The organism is Methylobacterium currus (assembly GCF_003058325.1).
GTDB classification, from domain to species: Bacteria; Pseudomonadota; Alphaproteobacteria; order Rhizobiales; family Beijerinckiaceae; genus Methylobacterium; species Methylobacterium currus.
The window spans coordinates 1,436,731-1,455,165 of record NZ_CP028843.1 but is presented as its reverse complement, the minus strand read 5'-3'; the positions used below and the strand labels follow the sequence as shown (position 1 = coordinate 1,455,165).

Sequence of the window (18,435 nt, the reverse complement as noted above, 5' to 3'; positions counted from 1 at the left end):
CTCACCGCCCGGTCGTCACCGGCCCCTTGCCACGCGCTCGATCTCGGCGCGGACCAGGCGCTCGACCATGACCGGCAGGTTGTCGTCGAGCCAAGCCTTCAGCATCGGCCGCAGCATGTCCTGCACCAGGTCCTCGATGGTGCGGGCGTTGCGGGTCAGGACCGTGCTGGCCAGGAGGTCGAAGGCGTGGCTGACCGTGGCGTCCGTCGCCTGGGACAGGAGCCGGTCCTCCATCGCCGGACGGGGCGGCTCCGGCGGCGCAGGGGGCGCGGGCGGCGGGGCCTCGGCCTTCGGGGGCTCCGGCGGGGGCGGCGGCGGAGCGGGCTCCGGCTCGATCTCGATCGCGTCGAAATCCATCGGCTCGTCGCGGAACGCGATCTCCGACATCTCGTCGAAGCTCGGCTCGGGCTCGGGCTCCGGCGGAGGCGGCGCCTTGGCGACCGGCTCCGGGGCGGGCTTGGGCGCGGGCTTGGCCACCATCGCCAGGTCGAGCACGTCCTCGTCCGGCTCGGGCTTCGGCACCGCCACCGGCCGCGACCCGGCGGCGGGCGGCTCGGCCGGCTTCTGGTCGTCGGCGATGATGCGCCGGATGGAGGCGAGGATCTCCTCCATCGAGGGTTCCTGCGTCTTGTCCTGCGTCTTGGGGCTCGCGGCGCTCATCCGGCTCAACGCTCGAGTGCAGAGGATCGGGGGGGGCTTGGATACGCAGTATTCCACAGTGCCGGCCGCGCACAAGCGAGGCGGCCCGCGCAACTAACAGGAAGGCGGGCTCTAGGAGGCCGCCCTCCGGCGTGTCGCCGGGCGGGACGGCGCCACGGTCAGCGGCCGTCCGGTGTGCGCACGCCGTACCAGAGGTCCTTGATCTGGTCGTAATGCTGCTTGGCGCTGTACTGCGCCACCGGGACGGCGATGAAGCGGGTGGTGAGGCGGCCGACGGTCTGCACCACCTGGTAGGAGCCCACCACCCGGTCGCGCTGGGCCGCGATCAGGTTGACGCGGGCGGACAGGAGTTCCTGCTGGGCGTTCAGCACGTCGAGGGTCGTGCGCTGGCCGACCCGGGCCTCCTCGCGCACGCCGTTCAGTGCCACCTCGTTGGCCTGGACCTGGGCCTGCGAGGCGATGACACGGGCCTTGGCGGCCTCGAGGGCGCCCCAGGCGCTGACGATGCTGGCCCGGACCTGGTCGCGGGTCAGCTCGGCCTGGAGCCGGGCCTGGCCGACCTGCTCCTTGGCTTGGCGGATCTGCGCGTATTCCGCGCCGCCCTGGTAGAGCGGGACCGTGAGCTGGCCGACGATCGAGCCCTGGAAGTAGCGCGTATTGGCGATCTGCTGGTCGAAGACCTGCGCGGCGCTGCCGCTCACGCTGACCTGCGGGTAGAGCGACGATTCGGCGATCTTGACCTGTGCCTCGGCCGCGTCGACCGCGTGGAGGGCGGAGAGGATCGCCGGATGCTCGGTGAGGCCGATCTCGACCGCCGCCGTCAGGGTCTGAGGCACGAAGCGGTCGATCGGCCGGCCGGGGGCAAGCTGGCGCGGCTCGACGCCGATCACCTGCCGGTAGGTCGCGATGCTGGTGCGCAGATTCGCCTCGGCCAGGCTGACCTGGGCCCGGGCGCCGGCGAGCCGCGCCTCGGCCTGGGCGACGTCGGTGCGCGTCACCTCGCCGACGTTGAAGCGGTCGCGGGTCTGGCGGAGCTGCTCCTCCAGCACCTCGACGTTGTTGCGGTTGAGCTCCAGCGTGGCGGTGTCCGCCAGCACGTTCATGTAGGCCTGCGCCGCCTGGAACAGCGTCTGCATCTCGCTGTTGCGCAAGGTCTCGCGGCCGCCCAGCACCTGCGACTCGGCCTGCCGGGTCTGGTTGTCGGTCCGGAAGCCGTTGAAAAGGGTCTGGTTGACCGTGAGGCCAGCCGAGCCCGGAATCAGGGTCTGCGAGGCGTCGCTGCCGACGCCGAGGCCGCGGCTGCCGCCGAGGCTGCCCGACACGTTGCTGACGCCGATGCTGGCCTGCGCGCTCACGGTCGGGCGATAGCCCGCCAGCGCCCGGGGTACGTTCTCGTCGTTGGCGCGCTGTCCGGCGCGCTGCGAGTTGAGCGTCGGGTTGCCCGCATAGGCCCGCGCGAGCGCGGTCTCCAGGGTTTCCGCGGCCGCGCCCTGGCCCGCCATGGCGAGCGCCATGGCGGCGAACCCGCCCAGCCGAAGCCTGCGGAACGCCTGAGTTCCTGTGTCAGTCACGCCTGTCTACCCTGTGCGGCTAGCCCACAATCGATCGGCTCTGCACCGCGGGCGGCGGAGCCGGTTCGTCATATCGCTGTGCCCACCTCGAGCGTGACCTTAGCTGAGGGCGGTTCCGGGAGCATCGCCCCCTCGCTATGGATCACCGAGTTTGCCCGGCGGTGCCGCAAAAAAGCGACAGGTGTCCTGGGGGTAATCAGGGCGGCGGAACGGTGATTCGCGCGCGTCCCCGCGCCGGGCGGCCGCGCCGCGCGCGCAACCGGCAAGACCTTGGTGAAGGACATGCTTTCGCGGGCCGCCCGGCCCGCGGGCGGGGCCTCGGCAGCCCGGTTCGTGCCCGTATGGCGGGGGCCGAATCCTGGCGGGCGACCGGCTTGGACGGTCGACCCGCCCGCGGGCCCAAGGAAAATCCGCATCCGGCCGCCCGGCCGGAGCCTCCGGGGGCACGTCAGATCGGTGGTGGGCCACCCGCTTTCGGAGATGGCCGGACGGGTCGGGCGCGGGGTGGCAAGGCCGGTCCCGCGCCCGACCCGTCAGAACGCGAAGCCGGTCTCGACCGCGAAGGCGCGCAAGGGCGGCAGGGTGGCGTCGAAGAGCGGGCGCGAGCCGAAGGCGTCGCCGGAGCGCACCCACAGGGTCGCCTTGGCCGGACGGCCCTGGCCCTGGACGCAGGCGAGGCGCCCGCCATCGGCGAGCTGCTCCAGCAGGGCCTGCGGGCGCTGCTCGACCTGGCCGTTGATCAGGATCGCGTCGTAGGGGGCGTGGCCGGCCGCGCCCTTCTCGAGCGGGCCGACCTCCACGGTGACGCCGTCGCCGAGCCCGCCTTGCGCCAGCCGCTCGCGCGCCGCCGCGGCGAGGCCGGGAAGCGATTCGAGGGCGACCACCTCGACGCCGAGGCGGCGCAGGAGGGCGGCGCCGTAGCCGAGACCGGTCCCGACCTCGAGGACGCGGTGGCCGGGCTTGAGGGTCAGCGCCTGGATCAGGCGTGCCAGCACCATCGGGGCCGGCATGAAGCGGGTCTCGCCCTCTTCCGTGCCGACCGCCTGAGGCTGATCGATATAGGCGAAATCCTGCCGGTCCGCCGGCATGAACCGCTCGCGCGGGACGGCGTCGAACGCGTCGAGGAGCGCGATGTCGGTCACGTCGAACGTCCGGAGCTGGCAATCGACCATGAGGCGGCGCGCTTGCGCGTAGTCGAGCATGAACGTCTCTGGGGAGCTTGAGCGACGGCCAAGCCGCGACGGTCAAGCCGCCGGGCGACGCGGTTGTGGTGGATCGCCGGCCAAAAGGCAAGGATCCGGGCAAGGAGCCGGGACAAGCCGGTCTCGCACGCGAAAGCCGGGCTGGTCTGTTGATCTGATAAGCGGGAGAAGAAGGGGTGGAGGCCTCGCCCGGTCTCACATTCCCATTCAATATCAATGGGTTAGGTCAGGAGTTTGGGGAAAATCGCCTCATTGAATTTACAGGCTTTTCAGACCCATTCCCAACCACTTCCCCAAACTATGAGGGGTGATGATGGACGAGTTCGAGCCCCCGCCGCAAGGGGCAATTTTTGTCTTCGGCGCAAACTTGGCAGGCAGGCACGGCAAGGGCGCAGCGCTGGTCGCCAAGCGCCAGTATGGAGCCATCCAGGGCCAGGGCGAAGGGCTCATGGGGCAGTCCTACGGCATCCCCACCAAGGGCCCCGAGCGCACCGGAACCCTGTCGATTCTGCCCCTGGGTCAGATCGAGTGGCACGTCATCCGTTTCCTGCAGCTCGCGCATGATAGGCCCGACCTCACGTTCTTTGTGACCCGGATTGGCTGCGGCCACGCCGGCTACCACGACGACGAGATCTCGCCGTTCTTCGCGACGGCGCCGGACAACTGCATCCTTCCCGCCGGCTGGAGAATCTAATGAGTGAGACCGAGAAGGCCTTGCGTGCCGTCCTTCCCAAGGCGCGCTCGGCCGCCGCCCGGGTTGGCGCTATGCACGGCTCCTGGGACGCCATCTTCGACGCCGAGGCCTTGTTGGCCGGCAAGCCGACGCTGCTGCGCTTCGGCTCCCGGGAGGAGGGGATCGAGGTGCTGTACGACCTGCTAAAGAGCCACGAGTGATCATTGCCGTCACCGGGGGCCGGACCTTCTCCGAGCGCCGGCTGGCGTTCCGGTCCCTCGACGAGGTCGACGTGGTGCTCGGTGGCATCTGCGGACTGGTCGAGGGCGGGGCTTCCGGCCTCGACACCTTCGCCCGGGAGTGGGCGGTCGAGCGCGGCGTGCCGTTCGAGACCATGCCGGCCGACTGGCGCCGGTGGGGCAAGGCGATGGCCGGCCGGGCCCGGAACCAGGACATGCTGCGCCGCTGGCGTCCCTTCGCGCTCGTCGCCTTCGAGGGCAATGAAGGCACCGCCGACATGGTCGAACGCGCAGGACTGGCCCGGATCCCGGTGATCCACGCCACTGCGAATGGCCTTGTCATGCCTGCAAGCTTGCAGTAATGCGAATGCAAATGCAAACGACGGGACCGCAGATGGACCAGACCACCCTCGCCTCCTCGATCGAGCGCATCGCCGTCGCGCTGGAGCGCATCGCCGACGCGCTGAAGCCCGTGGTGATCGAGGCTCGGCCTCATATCGAGGCCTGGAAGCCCGACATCGCGCTGTACGGCTCCACCGTCGAGCCCGCCGTCAAGGGCGAGAATCGGGTCGAGCGCAAGATCCGGTCGCTGTTCGACGAGGGCTTCACCTCCTACACGCGCATCGCCAACGAGCTGAACCGTCGCGGGCTGATGACCGAAGCCGGTACCTCGTTCCACCCTTCCTCCGTCAAGCGGATCATGAAGGGGATGGGGCTGGAGAGCCCGCACACGAAGATCGGCCACACGAAGGCCGCGCCCGCCCCGGCTCCCGAGGCCGCGGCCGAGCCCGATCCGGATCCTGACCCGGCACCTCCCCCCACAGTGCTGCCCAAGCCTGCGCAACTCCTCGACACCGAGAAGGATCGCAAGCGGCGCGAGCGCAATGCCCGGTACATGGCGCCCCAGCGGCGCCAGCTCACCAAGCCCAAGCCCAAGCCGACGAGCGAGGTCGCTGACGACGCCTCCCTGATCGCTGCCGCGCTCGCCGCCGGCAAGGTCACCCACTGCCCGCCCTTCCAGGGCGCGGACGGCTTCAACTACCGCACGGGGATGTTCGAGGAATGACTTACAGCCAGAAGTGGGATTTGCGGTTCCTGGAGATGGCCGACATGGTCGCCGGCTGGTCGAAGGACCCGAGCAGCAAGGTCGGCGCGGTGCTGGTGCGCCCCGATCGCACGCTCGCCTCGGTGGGCTTCAATGGCTTTCCGCGCGGGCTTAACGACGCCGCGGAGCTGTACGCCGACCGGGACTACAAGATCGCCACGGTCCGGCACGCCGAGGAGAACGCGATCGGCTTCGCGAAGGACCAGAGCCTGGAGGGCCACACTCTCTACGTCTCCGGCCTGCCGCCGTGCTGCTCCTGCGCCTCCGAGATCATCCAGTCCGGCATCGCCCGGGTCGTCGCCCGCCACAACATGGTGCCGGTGCGCTGGGTCCGGAACATGAGCTGGGCGATCGACAACATGCTCGCCAAGGGCATCGTGGTCGACACCTACGACGGCCACACCGGCACCTGGCACGAGATCACCCGGCCCGCCGACCTCTGGCTTGAGGCTGTCGAGGGGTCCGATCCGGCGGCCCAGGCCTGCGCCTGCGCAGCATGAAGGTCTCCGACTGGCCTCTCCCCGAGGTCCGGATCGTCTGCACGAAGTGCGGCCTTGAGAGCGCTCTCCCCCGGGAGGCGCTCGCTGTCGTGTTCGGGGAAGACGCCGACCTCTTTACCATCCGGGCGGAGATGACCGCCGGTTGCGTGCCGACCAAGAACGAGGTCTGCCAGTCGAAGCTGGCGGACGCCCTTCTGGTCCAGGCCATCCTGGAGCCCGATGAGGCCAAGGTGGTCGACCCCTCGCTGCTGCCGGCGGCGCGGGAATGGCGCGAGACGCTCGGTCTCGCATCCCCGGAATCCGAAGAGAGCGAAGCAGCATGAGCCGGGAATTCAGGTACGTCGGCAGCGGGTACTTCCACAGCGTCCTCGACGACGCGGCCAATCCTGAGGGCGGTGGACGGCACGAGATCACCAAGCTCCTCTCCGAGCTGTACGGCGCCCTCGCTCCACTGGAATACGACAGTGCCTCCTACGAGGCCTCGGATGCCGGGCCGGAGCGCGTCGTGCTCGGACTCCAGGAGAACTGGACCCGGATCGAGGCGGCGATGATGAAGCTGAAGCACGTCTACCAGCGCGACCGGGACCTGATCCAGGCCGTGATCCGCGAGATGAACCGGCTGTAAGCCATGCCCGGCAGCTTGCAGGAATGCAAATTTGCACAGAGGATGATCATGAAGCAAATCGCACGCATGACCTTCGGGTCGCACCTCTACGGGACGAACACCCCGGCCTCGGACCGCGACTTCAAGGGCGTCCACCTGCCCTCGGCGCGGGAGATGCTGTTGCACCAGACCCAGGGCTCGTTCAGCGAGCGCACGAAGGAGGATCGCACGGCCAAGAACACGGCCGACGACATCGACTTCGAGAGCTTCGCCCTCCACAAGTGGTTCGGCATGTTGGCGAAGGGCGACGCCAACGCCCTGGAGATGCTGTTCGCGCCGCGTGACGCCCTGCTGTTCTGGAGCGAGGAGTGGCTCGCGATCCAGGAGCGCCGCGACAGGTTCGTCAGCCTGAGCTTCGTCGAGGGCTTCGTCTCCTACATGAAGCGGCAGGCGGCGAAGTACGGGATCAAGGGATCGCGGATGGGCACGGTCCGGGCCGCGCTCGCGCTCATCGACGGCTGGATCTCGGTCTACGGCAAGGAACGTAAGCTCGTCTTCTTCCAGGAGGCGATCGAGGCGTTCTCGGAGGCCAACGCCCACTCCGGCATCATCTCGATCAAGCACCCGAACGGGCCCGAGCAGCTCCACTGGGAGGTGGTTGGCCGCAAGTTCCCGCTCGGCGTCCACGTCGGCGAGGTCCGCCGCGTGCTCCAGTCGGTGTTCGACAACTACGGCGCCCGCACACGGGCGGCGGAGCAGAGCGACGGCGTGGACTGGAAGGCGATGAGCCACGCCATCCGGGTCGGCGGCCAGGCCTTGGAGCTGATGCGCGAGGGCACCCTCACCTTCCCGCGCGCCGATCCGGAAGCTCCCCGATGGCGAGAGCGAGTTCTTCGACTTCGACTGGCAGGCCAGCCGCTGGGTCATCGGCCAGGCGGTCGCCGGCAGCCATCTCCACAAGAAGGCGGTCGCCCACATCGCCGAGTTCTGGAGCAAGGCCGCCCAGTACCAGTTCCGGGGCTGCCCGGAGGAGCACATGGCCCGGCACTGCTGCTCGGCCGCCTGACATCACCTTGAGGGCGCCTCGTCGCGCCCTCCCCCTTGCAAGAATGCAAATTCGAGGAACGTGCCATGGCTGTCATGCTGCGCGACCACACCAACATATCATCAGGAGCCCTTGACGCTCGGGCAACCAGCCTCGCCAACGAGGCCAAGATCGCCCACGCGCTGTTCACCGGCATCGTGAAGGACAAGATCGGCTACCCCGTCCGCGAGTACGCCAAGAACGCCTGGGAGGTTTCCCCCGCCGACCGGCCGTTCGAGATCGACCTGCCCGGCCGATGGTCGCCCAAGATCCGTTTTCGCGATTACGGCCCCGGGCTCGACCACGAGTTCATCATGGAGCGCTACGCGACGCTCGGTGATTCGACCAAGGACTCGAACGGCATCGGCGGCGTCTCGGGCTGGGGCTTCGGCTCGCTCTCGGCGCTCGCCTACCTGATGGAGGACGGGCTGTCGGGCTCGTTCACCGTCATCTCCTACCAGGGCGGCGAGGCGCGCCACTACATCGTCTCGCTCGACGAGCGCGGCATGCCGCAGCCCAAGCACTTCGCGAGCTTTCCCTCCGAGGAGCCGGACGGGCTGGAGGTCAGCTTCGCGGTGCGCGAGGACGACTTCGAGGCCTTCGAGGACCGGGCCCGCGAGATCCTGTGGAGCTTCGAGCCGCGCCCGGTGATCTCGCCCGCGATCAACTTCCGCGAGCCGGAGATCCAGGCCCAGGGCCAGGGCTGGATCAGCTACGCCAAGCACACCGTGCCGTTCTCCGGCCCGCAGGTGAAGGTCGGTCCGGTCATGTACCCGATCGACATGAAGGAGATCTCGGGCTCGATCGGCTTCCTGCAGCCGACCGACACGATCGTGTTCAGCGTCAACCCGGAGGACGTGACGCCGACCGCCTCGCGCGAACAGCTCCAGTACACCTCGACCACCAAGCGGGCGCTGTCGGCGATGATCGCGGCCTTCGAGGCCAACTTCGTCGCCGAGGTCCAGGCCAAGGTCGACGCCGCGAGCTGCTACTTCGAGGGCTGCGCGGTCTTTCGCACGGCAACCGCGCATCTTGGCGTCAACCGGATCTCCGGTATGCGCGAGAAGGTGACCTGGGGCGGCCAGCCGATCCGGACCGAGATCACCCACAAGGTGATGCGGCTCGGCGACGGCTGGAGCAAGTTCGAGCGCTTCAGCAAGGATCACGTCGACCCGGCGAACGTGCCGGCGGCGGCCAAGATCGTCGTCGAGCACAACCCCTATGCCTCGCTCGACCGCTTCCTGGCCCTCGATCTCGTCGGCCAGGACATCCTGTGGGCCCGGGTGAAGCGTGACGAGCTGCCCGGCTTCCTCACGATGTGCGCGCTCAAGGAGGACGACGTCATCGTCCTCGACAAGGCGGACGTCACCCGCAAGGCGAACGGTGCCACGAGCCACGGCATCAGCCGCAACAACCGCATCCGGCGGCGCCGCGCGCTCAACGTCTCGCTCGTGCCCTCGAAGTGGGGCGGCACCGACGTGGCGCTCAACGACACCACCGAGACCTTCGACCTCGCGGCCGGCGGCCTCAAGATCCAGCGCGCCCGCTTCGGCTACTCGCGCCGGGCGGACGGGTTCCGGATCGCGGACGGCATGTCGAAGCTCGGCGAGGGCGCGCTGCGGGCCCTGATCGCGCAGCTCGTCCACCACAACGTCATCCGGGAGGATTTCCGCCTCCTGATCGATACCGGCGATGACGAACTCGACGAAGATGTCTGGTTCGACTTCGGCGATTATGTCGAGATGCGTCTTCGCGACCTGATCGACATTCCCAAGCTCACCCCCGTCCAGCGCCAGAAGGGCGTGGGCGATATTCCTCACGGCATCCTGCACTTTGCGGAGCGCTACGACCTGGAGAAGGCCCCGAATGACCTGAAGACCTTTGCCACCAAGGTCAGGCTGACCAAGAACTCGATCCAACGTCGCGACGAGCGGCGCGAGAATGAGAACGACGCGCTGTTCAAGATCCTGATGACCATCGTCCCGGGCCTGCACTTCCCGATCGGCAAAGCCGGCGTCTGCCCGGTCGATGGTCTCAAGGAGAACTACGACGAGCTGATGAGCAAGTACCCGCTGTTCAAGCACCTGCTCGACGGTTTCAACAACACCGAGACGAACCGTCGCCTCGGCCTGTACTTCGACCTCCTCGCCAACCAGAAGTGAGTTCTAAGATGCACGTTCAGCTTCCGCACAACATCACCGACCTCTCCTTGACCTTCTTCGCGAAGGGCCGGCCCTACGAGGTGCAGAAGTCCCACGCTCACTTCGGGACGATCCGCACCACGCTGCTGGACTGGAACAACGCGGAGCGCGGGATCGTCGACATCGACGCGCTGATCAAGCTCGCCGATCCGACCGTCGAGCTGCGGGCGGCCTCGGGCGAGCGCCTGACCTTCGCCGGCCGCGAGATGCGCTACGACGGCCTGCCGCTCCACAACCTCTGGGTCGACAAGATCATCGCGTTCAAGGACGAGGGCGAGAACTTCGACCCGATCTTCCGCGCCCTGGAGGATCTCCAGCTCAACCCGACGCCGGCCGCCCGCGAGCGCCTGCCGCTGTTCGTCGAGCGCTCCAAGCTAGGCTTCCTGCCGGACGGCCGGATCGCCGCGTTCAAGGGCGTGCGGGACAACTACAACGACGTCCACTCGAACACGGTCAACTACGCGGTCGGCAAGACCGTCTCGATGCCGCGCCACGAGTGCAACGCCAACCCGGACCAGACCTGCACCACGGGCCTGCACCTCGGCGCGATCGACTACATCCGCAACAACGGCTACGGCTGGGGTTCCGACCGGCGCATGCTGCTCTGCGCCTTCTGGCCCCGTCACGTCGTCGCCGTGCCGGTCGACTACCACGGCGGCAAGATGCGGGTCGAGGAGCTGACCGTCCTCGACGAGGTCGACCGCAAGTACGTCAACGAGCTGCTGAACAGCAGCACCACCCTGGTGCGCGGCTACGACACCCCGGCCACCACCGCGGCACCCGCTCCCGTCGCCGAGGCCAAGCCCGAGGTGGACGTGCGCGAGCCGTACCAGAAGGCCAAGGTCGGCGACTGGATCGAGGTCGAGGACGACCAGTACCTGTCGGACGGCGAGTACCTGGTGGTCGCGGTCGACGACGCCAGCGCTGACAACCAGCGCCTGTCGGTGAAGACCGGATCGAGCGACGACGACACCGAATGGGTCGATGACGACGCCGTCACGGGGATCCTGCCGTCCGCTCCGGACTGGTTCCTCGCCAAGCTCGGCGACTGGATCGAGTACGACGAGTACGGCGACACGAGGACCGGCGAGGTCATCGAGATCGACGAATCGTCGCTCAACCCCGGTGACGGGTCGCGGCTGCGCGTTCACGACGGAAGCGAGGAGACCTGGGTCGACAACGACGACGTCGAGCAGATCCTCGCCTCCCCGCCGCCCGTGTACCTGCGGGCCCGCATGGACGACCTGATCACCATCGCCGACAACCCGGTTCTGCGTGACGGCGAATTCAAGGTGGTCGAGATCTTCGACGACAGCGACTCCGACAAGGAGGACGGCTCTCGCCTCGGCGTCGAGATCAACAACGAGCCGTTCCCGATCATCAACCGCTCGATCCGGTCGATCAAGCGGGAGGTCGAGGCGGCTGTCGCCAAGGGCGAGGCTGCGGCTGCCGCGAGCACCGCGGTCGTGGTTGCCGGTGCTTCGGCTCCGGTGGTCGCGAACCTGTGGGAGCAGGTGCTGAAGGGCGACAAGGTCCGCGTTGCAGGTGATCCGGACATCCAGGACGGCGAGTACATCGTCGACCTGACGGACAGCGGCCTGACGCACGGCCCGGATGGTGTCGGCATCATGGTGAGTGGCCTCTACATCTACAACAAGAACCTGAAGGAGATCCTGGAGCGTGACGGCAAGCCCTTCGTCCTGCCGGGGGTGATGGCGCCCGCCGTCGCGGAGAAGCAGCCCTGGGACCTGGCCGAGGTCGGCGATACCGTCCGGGTCGAGGGTAGCCGCTGGGTCCAGGATGGCGACTACGTCGTCGACCGGGTGCAGTCGGCCGAGCAGAAGGCGGGCCGCGGTCCTGACTTCGGTGGCTCCAGCACCGAGTACGGCGTCCACATCGCGAAGGGAGGCTGGTTCATCGAGAAGAGGGCAGTGAAGGCGATCGTCCGCAAGAAGGGCGAGGTCGAGGTGCCGGCGGACGGGTTCGTTCCGGTCGACACCTCGAAGAAGCTCCACGAGCAGGCCTCGACGGGCGACTTCGCCCGGGTGACGGACGGCTCCTACTCGTCGGCTGGCGAGTACGAGATCGTGGCGGTCAACGAGGACAGTCGTGCGATGACCTTCAAGCTGAAGGCGCCGTTCAAGACCAACAAGTCCGACCTGTGGGTCTACGACCGCAACGTCACCCACATCCGCAAGGCGAACGCCGTGACGGCGCCCGCTGCCGAGGAGGTGCCGCTCTACAAGCAGGTCGCGGTCGGTGACCGGATCAAGGTCGAGGGGTCCCACGACACGCCGGACGGCGAGTACGAGGTCACCAGAACCGACGACTACCGCTCGGGCTACCGCGTCTCCGTCGACAACCAGGGCAAGAACGGCCGGGTCTGGTGGGTCGGTCACGGCACCGTCAAGGCGATCGTCCGCAAGGGCCCGGCCACGGTCTCGACCGAGCCGGCGTGGAAGCTCGCCAAGGTCGGCGACACCGTCGAGGTGAAGGGCGCCCCCACGCACCGGGACGGCAGCTACGTGGTCGACCGGGTCGACGAGGGCAACGGCGGCGGCAAGCGGCTGAAGCTCGTCAACCCGGGCGGCACGCGGTGGGTCAACAACGAGTACGTCGTGTCGATCGTCTCGACGGCCGGGTATGCGCCGGTTCGTGATCCTGCGGCCTTCGCCAAGGCCAAGATCGGCGACACCGTCACCGTGAAGGGCAGCTCGTGGGTCAAGGACGGCGACTGGAGGGTGATCATGATCGACGAGGGCGACAACGAGCGCCTGCGCGTCAGGACCGACGAGGACGAGCGGTGGGTCCGCAACGAGCACGTCTTCGCCCTGAAGGAGGTCGTTCAGGGTCTGACGTGGCGGGACGCCGAGGTCGGCGACTCGATCCGTGTCGAGGGCCACAGCACCGTTGCTGACGGCGACTACGAGGTGATCGCCACCGACAAGGGCGACGTCCACGTTCCGCTGAAGCTCATGATCGGCTCTGAGCGTCGCTGGGTAAGATCCGAGAACCTCAAGGCCGTGACCAAGAAGGCGGCCTGATCAACACCCGGGTGGGCGGCGTTCTGCTGCCCACCCACTTGCAGCAATGCAAATCACTCAGGAAGGAGTGCAAATGCAAGGGTTCATCCTCTACGAGGGTCCCTCGACGATCGACGGCCAGCCGATCGTCGCCATCGTCACGGGCCTCGGGCGACCGAGCAACAACGTGAAGACTGGCCCCATGGCCCAGGTCTACATCCTGCGGGCCGACCGGCATCCGATGGAGGCCGTGAACACCGGCGACGACGCCTCGATCTGCGGCACCTGCCGGCATCGCGGTTCGGTCGAGGTGCTGAAGGACGGCAAGACGGCCAACCGGGGCCGATCGTGTTACGTCACGCTTATGCATGGCCCCCGAATGGTCTGGGAGGCCTACAGGAAGCGGTTCTACGAGCCGCTGACGCCCGCGCAGGCGAAGGTGGTCCTTCGGGCGCACTCGGTACGCCTTGGCGCCTACGGCGATCCTGGGGCGGTTCCCGAGGCCATCTGGAAGGCCGCGCTCGGTCGCACCCGCGGACTCACCGGATACACCCATCTCTGGCGCCGGTTCCCCTACCTCGCCGCCTTCTGCATGGCGAGCTGCGACACGCCGGCCGAGCGCGCCGAGGCCAAGGCACTCGGATTCCGCACCTTCCGCGTCCGGGCCAAGGGCGAGCCCTTGAGTGAGGGTGAAGGCCACTGTCCGGCCTCGGTCGAGATGGGTAAGGCCGCCCGCTGCTCGTCCTGCTTGTTGTGCGGCGGCAACCGCCGCCCGGCGAAGTCCGACATCACCATCCAGGTCCACGGCACCGGCGCCAAGAACTTCGCGCCGCCCCAGGGCTCCCTGAAGCTCAACTGAAGGAGTGACACCCATGCAGCGCGACCATTTCAACGCCATCATCGCCGACATCGAGAAGGGCCGCGAAGGCGACGCCTACGGCCTGCGCATCAGCATGCGCAACGGCGAGGTCTACGATGGGGGCTGGCGCTTCCTCGCCGAGGCGCCCGACGTCCTGGTGATCGACAACCGCGGCGGCCACCCCACCTACATCGCCCTCCCGGCGGTCGCCACGGTCGGGGAGGCGCTGCTGTGAGCGCCTTCACCACCACCGTCTCGATCCCGCTCGACAAGGTCGTCAGCCAGATCATCACCGCGGTCGAGGGCGGCATCACCTACTGGGCGAGCACCTTCCACCACGTCTCGTCCGAGCACGAGCCGAAGGAGCGGCCCTGGTACGCCGACCAGACGCTCTACGAGGGCGCCTTCGACATCAAGGTGCTGATCCACGAGGAGCACAAGGCCGGCGAGGGCATCGAGTACCACCTGACGCGCGAGAAGCTGCAGTCCGGCCTCGACTTCCTCGCCAAGAACCGCCCGGCCCGCCTCAAGGAGGTCCTCGACGAGTCGGGTGATGCCGACACCGCCGACGAGTTCATGCAGGCCTGCCTCTTCGGGGAGCTGATCTATGGGTAGCGAATCCGTCATGCGCTGGGATGGCGACGGCGATCCCGATTTGGCCGGCTGGTACGTCGTCACCAGCGGCCCGAACGGCTCCACGGACGAAGCTCTGGGGCCCTACGACACCGAGCAAGACGCGCTCGACATCCTCCACGCCCCCCAGCCGGAGGATCCCCCCGACTAGCACCGAGAAGGACCATGTCGAAGCTACCCACCCGCATCACCTACGTCGTCGGGATCGAGGACGGCATCGAGCGCAGCCTGTGCATCGAAGCCTCCTCGGCCACCAGGCTCGGCGCCTTCAAGCGCAGGGTCTCGGATCATCGCCAGATCGAGCAGCCGTTCGGACGCGACCATCGCGGACGACCCATCGACTCTCAACGCCTGCGTGTCATTCGGCGGCAGCTCTACAGACACCTCACGACACCGCGCGCTGACAGTCAGAAACAAGAGAAAAATGCAACTGAAATCCTGCAAACCGTAGCAGAAGAACACTCCATCAAGCTCAGCGAAATTTTCGACACGAGGACTCGCAAACCAGAGATAAAAATGGCAAGGAGGACCGCTGCCATTAGGCTTAAGCGTGAGCTGGAACTCGATGAAAAAGAGATTGCTAAGATCCTCGGATTCAAAAGTCCAGCTTATGTTGCGGTCTGGCTTAGACAAGATGACAAACAATCAAGAGCCAGCCGAAGGGGAATACATTGCCCGCGCCTAACAGAAACTTCTCAGCCAAGTTTCTAACCGGCGATGAGTTTAGCGCCTGGTTAAAGTCTCGCGGGCTGTCTCTTACGGATGCCGCTGAATTCTTTGGTGTAAGCCCGAATACAGTTCGTCACTACTGTACGAACGGTGTGAGCAAGAGCCAAGCTCTCGCAATCTCCGCGATTGAGAGAGGTCTTCAGCCCTGGCGCCCGACCGAGCGAGACCTTCTTGCATCCGAAGGGAGCACTGATCCTGATGACGACGACACGGGAGATCATTGAGCAGAGAAGCCCGCAGGCCGACCGCGCGATCCGCTTGGCCGCCGACGAGGCTGCGGCCAGCCTGTCGATCCTCGACGGAGCGATCCGCGACCTCGACGATCGCACCGCCCTCGTGAGGCAGCACCTCGCCTTCGAGATCGAGAAGGTCGAGCTGGCGATCGAGCGTGCCGAATGGGAGGCCCGCGCAGACACGTCAGGCCCCCGCGAGAGGCTGAGGGCGATGCATGACGCGCTGGCGGCGATCTCGCCAGAGGCGCTTCGCGCGTCGCGCCAGCCGCTCGCCGAGATCTGGAAGCGACTTCACGACCTCGTGTCCGGCGCTTAACCGTTAACCCTGACTTGCATGCATGCAAATTGGAGAGCGCGACATGCACTTGATCGAGCACGCCCGTGCATTTGCAACTTCTGCGCACAAGGGCCAGGTCCGGAAATACAACGGACGGCCCTACATCGAGCATCCCGAGCGTGTTGCCGGAACGCTTCTGGCGCTGCAGTTCCCCGCCGAGGTTGTTGCTGCCGCGTGGCTGCACGATGTCGTCGAGGACACGCCCATCTCGAATCAAGACATCCGCGAGCGCTTCGGCGATCGTGTCGCGGATCTCGTCCGGCAGGTGACCGACGTCAGCATCGGCCAGCCTGGAAACAGAGCAGCAAGAAAGGCGATGGACCGCGATCACCTCGCTCGGGCCGATGCCGATGGTCAGTCGATCAAGCTCGCAGATCTGATCGACAACACCGCAACCATCCTCGACCATGATCCGTCCTTCGCCAAAGTCTACATGGAGGAGAAGGCGGTGCTGTACGACCTGCTGACACTGGGGCATCCAGCCCTTCGATCGCGCGCTCTCGACATTCTGGTTGAATACCAGAGCGCACGACTGCCACGGTTTTAATCCAGGAGCCCTCGCAATGCCGGGCGCGCAGGATCTCGTGAGAGCCAAAATCGCTCTTGCCGTCGACCAATCTGGGTCGATTGTCCCGATCAAGAACACCAGAGGCGCGCTGACTCGCCAAGCGACGGTCGAGAGCTTCGTTCAGGCCCTCGATCACGAGCATCGTCAAATGCTGGTCGATGCGCTGACGGCGCATGTGCAGGTTCAGCACAGTGCCTCGCTCAATACTCAAGCTCGGCGCAATCTTGAGTAGCCGGCCCACAAAGGGCTTGCCTAGACGTGTCTCGCGCCCTATCCACACCAGGGTTAAGGGCTCGGATATACCGGATAAAGAAATGGCGAGCGGAGAGCGCTACCGGGGCTACAACATCTACGCGCAGGGCGACGAGTTCATCGCAACCTGTGCGTCAGGAGAAGAGATCGAGGAGTTCGTCGGGTCGTCGGTCGAGAGCCTGATGACGGCGATCGACGCTCTCTGGAAGACGTTGTCGGGCGTCGAGTCGCTGAGGACCGGGCCAGACCTGCCGTCCTGGTACAGTGACGCGATCGAGGCCGGTCGCTGGCAGATCCGCGTGCCGCATGCCGCGACGCCAGGGCGCGACCTTGTTCCGGCGTCCGAGATCCAGGCCTTGGCCTACGCCATGACGGCGCTCGCTGATGAGAACGGCGCCGTCGAGACAGAGCTGTTTCGCAAGACCCTTGAGGGGTTCTGGTCCAAGCACGTCACCGACGACGTGCGGTTCCGATACGAGTGGAACGGCCAGTGCTTCACCATCGACGCCGTTCCGATGACCGAGCAGAGCCTTCACTTCGTGGTGAAGGACGTCGTCCTGCCCGATGGCAGGCGCCTGCAGCCGCGCCCGGTGGAGTGAGGGCCGGCGCGAGAACGCCGACCCCCCCCTTACCGCCTCCAGATCCCCTCGACGACGCCGAAATCCTTCACATCGTCGAAGGAGACGGTCTCCGCCTTGCGCTCGGGGCTGAGACGCTCGACGTGAATACCGGCCGAATCGACGTCGGTCACGAGCCGAACCAGGGCCCGGCCGCTCTCGTCGATCACCAGCAGGATGTCGCCCGAGGTCGGGTCGCGACGCTTGGTGGCGAACATCATCGACCCGCCCCGGATGACCGGGGCCAGCGAATCGTCCGGCATCCGGAAAGCGAACGCCGTCTCGTCGCCGAGCATGTACGGCGGGCAGGCCTCCTGCACCTCCTCGCGGACCGTGGGCGCCAGGCTCGACGGCAGGGACGAGACATGGCGCAGCGGGATCGTGCGGACCTCACCAACTGATGCCTGCTTCACCGTTCCTCCCCGCGTCAGTGTCGGGCGCGGCTTCGCGGCCGGCTCGCCCGGCTCGACATTCTTCACATCATGAGCCTCTATGAGCGCCTTGGGAATGGGGTAGCCGGATCCCTCCGACACCTTCCGGATCGTCATGAAGCTGATGTTGAAGGGATGGGTCTTGGAATTCAGGATCCGCAGCAGCGTCGACGGAGCGAGGTTCGAGGCATGCGCCAGGTCCGTCGCCGTCATGTTCTTCTGCGTGATGATGTGGTCGACCCAGTCGATGAACTCGCGCCGGGTGCGCTCCAGCTCCGCGTCGGTTCGCACGAGCTTGCTCGACGAACGGGGCTTGTGATTGTCGGTCATCGCGATGGCGTCCATGGCTCATGGTCCTCGAAAATTGACACCCTGCCCCGGGCGAGGTATCCGTTTTGCATTCGCATTTGCACAGAGGCAATGCGAACGGGGCGGTAGGTGTTCCCATCGAATTTGCGTCAATTCTCATTTCGAGTGGTGCAACCCGTACCGCATCGCATCAGGGATGGCAACACGGAGAGTCAATGCGAAAGCCAGTTCAGAATCGATCCTGGTATGTTCGCGGATGAACCTGTCGCTGATCAAGCGCAATCAATGGGCTTTATAACCGCTCCAAACAGCCCGCAAAGAAAGACTCATAAGATGCCGTTAACGGCGCGAAGCGAAGATGAGAAACAGTCAGCCGAGCTTGTGACGATTGGATTCGTCATCGACGCTGTGATCGATGCCGGTGATGACCCCGAACGGGTGATGGTGATCGGCAATTCTATGATCGCAGCGGCACGGATCTTGTTTGATAATCACAACATCGATCGAAATCAGCAGGCTGCCCTGTACCGAGAATTTTGGAGCCCTCTCGTGAAAAGCGGGGGGATGTCTTGACGAGGCGGGCCCGCAAACCTCCGAACGTGGCG

24 protein-coding genes are annotated in these 18,435 nt (G+C 66.5%); 20 read left to right on the top strand and 4 right to left on the bottom strand.

Going from position 1 to position 18,435, the window contains the following annotated elements; genetic code table 11:
- Window positions 1-15 precede the first annotated feature (15 nt).
- The 3 genes from DA075_RS06685 to DA075_RS06675 form a co-directional block, all read right to left on the bottom strand.
- The gene (locus tag DA075_RS06685; RefSeq protein ID WP_232386132.1) at window positions 16-660 is read right to left on the bottom strand and encodes a PopZ family protein; all 645 of its coding nucleotides are present in this window, start codon (window positions 658-660) and stop codon (window positions 16-18) included.
- A gap of 158 nt (window positions 661-818) precedes the next feature.
- The gene (locus DA075_RS06680) at window positions 819-2,174 is read right to left on the bottom strand and encodes a TolC family outer membrane protein (protein ID WP_174800153.1); all 1,356 of its coding nucleotides are present in this window, start codon (window positions 2,172-2,174) and stop codon (window positions 819-821) included.
- A gap of 590 nt (window positions 2,175-2,764) precedes the next feature.
- On the bottom strand, window positions 2,765-3,433 hold the full coding sequence (locus DA075_RS06675; RefSeq protein ID WP_099952546.1) for a protein-L-isoaspartate O-methyltransferase family protein: 669 nt from the start codon (window positions 3,431-3,433) through the stop codon (window positions 2,765-2,767).
- A 310-nt stretch (window positions 3,434-3,743) separates the two neighbouring features.
- Between DA075_RS06675 and DA075_RS06670 the strand changes: the two genes are divergently transcribed.
- The 19 genes from DA075_RS06670 to DA075_RS06590 all read left to right on the top strand — a co-directional run bounded on the left by DA075_RS06670 (window position 3,744) and on the right by DA075_RS06590 (window position 17,072).
- Window positions 3,744-4,127, top strand: a complete 384-nt coding sequence (locus DA075_RS06670) for an A1S_2505 family phage non-structural protein (RefSeq protein WP_244936522.1) — start codon at window positions 3,744-3,746, stop codon at window positions 4,125-4,127.
- Entirely contained in the window at window positions 4,127-4,327 is a 201-nt protein-coding gene (locus tag DA075_RS36445) for a hypothetical protein (protein WP_164712226.1), read from the top strand. Before DA075_RS06670 ends, DA075_RS36445 begins: the two co-directional genes overlap by 1 nt.
- Window positions 4,324-4,707: a DUF2493 domain-containing protein gene (locus DA075_RS06665; protein ID WP_164712225.1), complete on the top strand. Its 384-nt coding sequence runs from the start codon at window positions 4,324-4,326 to the stop codon at window positions 4,705-4,707. Before DA075_RS36445 ends, DA075_RS06665 begins: the two co-directional genes overlap by 4 nt.
- Before the next feature lie 32 nt (window positions 4,708-4,739).
- Window positions 4,740-5,411, top strand: a complete 672-nt coding sequence (locus DA075_RS06660; protein WP_099952544.1) for a serine integrase family protein — start codon at window positions 4,740-4,742, stop codon at window positions 5,409-5,411.
- Entirely contained in the window at window positions 5,408-5,950 is a 543-nt protein-coding gene (locus tag DA075_RS06655; protein WP_099952543.1) for a deaminase, read from the top strand. Before DA075_RS06660 ends, DA075_RS06655 begins: the two co-directional genes overlap by 4 nt.
- Complete coding sequence (locus DA075_RS06650) at window positions 5,947-6,273, top strand: hypothetical protein (RefSeq protein WP_099952542.1); 327 nt, start codon at window positions 5,947-5,949, stop codon at window positions 6,271-6,273. The genes DA075_RS06655 and DA075_RS06650 overlap by 4 nt, the downstream gene beginning before the upstream one ends.
- Window positions 6,270-6,575 (top strand): hypothetical protein, encoded by a 306-nt coding sequence (locus DA075_RS06645; protein ID WP_099952541.1) that lies wholly within the window; start codon window positions 6,270-6,272, stop codon window positions 6,573-6,575. Before DA075_RS06650 ends, DA075_RS06645 begins: the two co-directional genes overlap by 4 nt.
- A gap of 48 nt (window positions 6,576-6,623) precedes the next feature.
- Entirely contained in the window at window positions 6,624-7,631 is a 1,008-nt protein-coding gene (locus DA075_RS06640) for a DNA polymerase beta superfamily protein (RefSeq protein WP_164712224.1), read from the top strand.
- A 54-nt stretch (window positions 7,632-7,685) separates the two neighbouring features.
- Entirely contained in the window at window positions 7,686-9,800 is a 2,115-nt protein-coding gene (locus DA075_RS06635) for a hypothetical protein (protein ID WP_099952539.1), read from the top strand.
- A gap of 8 nt (window positions 9,801-9,808) precedes the next feature.
- On the top strand, window positions 9,809-12,883 hold the full coding sequence (locus DA075_RS06630; RefSeq protein ID WP_099952538.1) for a hypothetical protein: 3,075 nt from the start codon (window positions 9,809-9,811) through the stop codon (window positions 12,881-12,883).
- A gap of 73 nt (window positions 12,884-12,956) precedes the next feature.
- Window positions 12,957-13,721, top strand: coding sequence for a hypothetical protein (locus DA075_RS06625; protein WP_099952537.1), 765 nt, complete (start codon window positions 12,957-12,959; stop codon window positions 13,719-13,721).
- A 13-nt stretch (window positions 13,722-13,734) separates the two neighbouring features.
- Window positions 13,735-13,956: a hypothetical protein gene (locus DA075_RS06620; RefSeq protein WP_099952536.1), complete on the top strand. Its 222-nt coding sequence runs from the start codon at window positions 13,735-13,737 to the stop codon at window positions 13,954-13,956.
- Complete coding sequence (locus DA075_RS06615) at window positions 13,953-14,336, top strand: hypothetical protein (protein ID WP_099952535.1); 384 nt, start codon at window positions 13,953-13,955, stop codon at window positions 14,334-14,336. The genes DA075_RS06620 and DA075_RS06615 overlap by 4 nt, the downstream gene beginning before the upstream one ends.
- Window positions 14,329-14,505, top strand: coding sequence for a hypothetical protein (locus tag DA075_RS36440; protein ID WP_164712223.1), 177 nt, complete (start codon window positions 14,329-14,331; stop codon window positions 14,503-14,505). The genes DA075_RS06615 and DA075_RS36440 overlap by 8 nt, the downstream gene beginning before the upstream one ends.
- 14 nt (window positions 14,506-14,519) lie before the next feature.
- The gene (locus tag DA075_RS06610; RefSeq protein WP_108394316.1) at window positions 14,520-15,065 is read left to right on the top strand and encodes a hypothetical protein; all 546 of its coding nucleotides are present in this window, start codon (window positions 14,520-14,522) and stop codon (window positions 15,063-15,065) included.
- Between the two features lie 216 nt (window positions 15,066-15,281).
- Complete coding sequence (locus DA075_RS06605; protein ID WP_123834178.1) at window positions 15,282-15,632, top strand: hypothetical protein; 351 nt, start codon at window positions 15,282-15,284, stop codon at window positions 15,630-15,632.
- 43 nt (window positions 15,633-15,675) lie between these two features.
- A complete protein-coding gene (locus DA075_RS06600; RefSeq protein ID WP_099952533.1) occupies window positions 15,676-16,200 on the top strand; it encodes an HD domain-containing protein in 525 nt (174 codons plus the stop codon).
- Window positions 16,201-16,216: 16 nt separating this feature from the next.
- Window positions 16,217-16,453 (top strand): hypothetical protein, encoded by a 237-nt coding sequence (locus tag DA075_RS06595; RefSeq protein WP_099952532.1) that lies wholly within the window; start codon window positions 16,217-16,219, stop codon window positions 16,451-16,453.
- Between the two features lie 82 nt (window positions 16,454-16,535).
- Complete coding sequence (locus DA075_RS06590; protein ID WP_099952531.1) at window positions 16,536-17,072, top strand: hypothetical protein; 537 nt, start codon at window positions 16,536-16,538, stop codon at window positions 17,070-17,072.
- 29 nt (window positions 17,073-17,101) lie between these two features.
- Here the strand turns inward: DA075_RS06590 and DA075_RS06585 are convergent, their stop codons facing one another.
- Window positions 17,102-17,866 carry a S24 family peptidase gene (locus DA075_RS06585; protein WP_099952530.1) on the bottom strand — a complete coding sequence of 255 codons (765 nt, stop codon included), beginning with the start codon at window positions 17,864-17,866 and terminating at the stop codon, window positions 17,102-17,104.
- Between the two features lie 210 nt (window positions 17,867-18,076).
- On the opposite strand from DA075_RS06585, the gene DA075_RS35805 reads away from it, so the two are divergent.
- A complete protein-coding gene (locus DA075_RS35805) occupies window positions 18,077-18,403 on the top strand; it encodes a hypothetical protein (RefSeq protein WP_123834176.1) in 327 nt (108 codons plus the stop codon).
- Window positions 18,404-18,435: the final 32 nt, after the last annotated feature.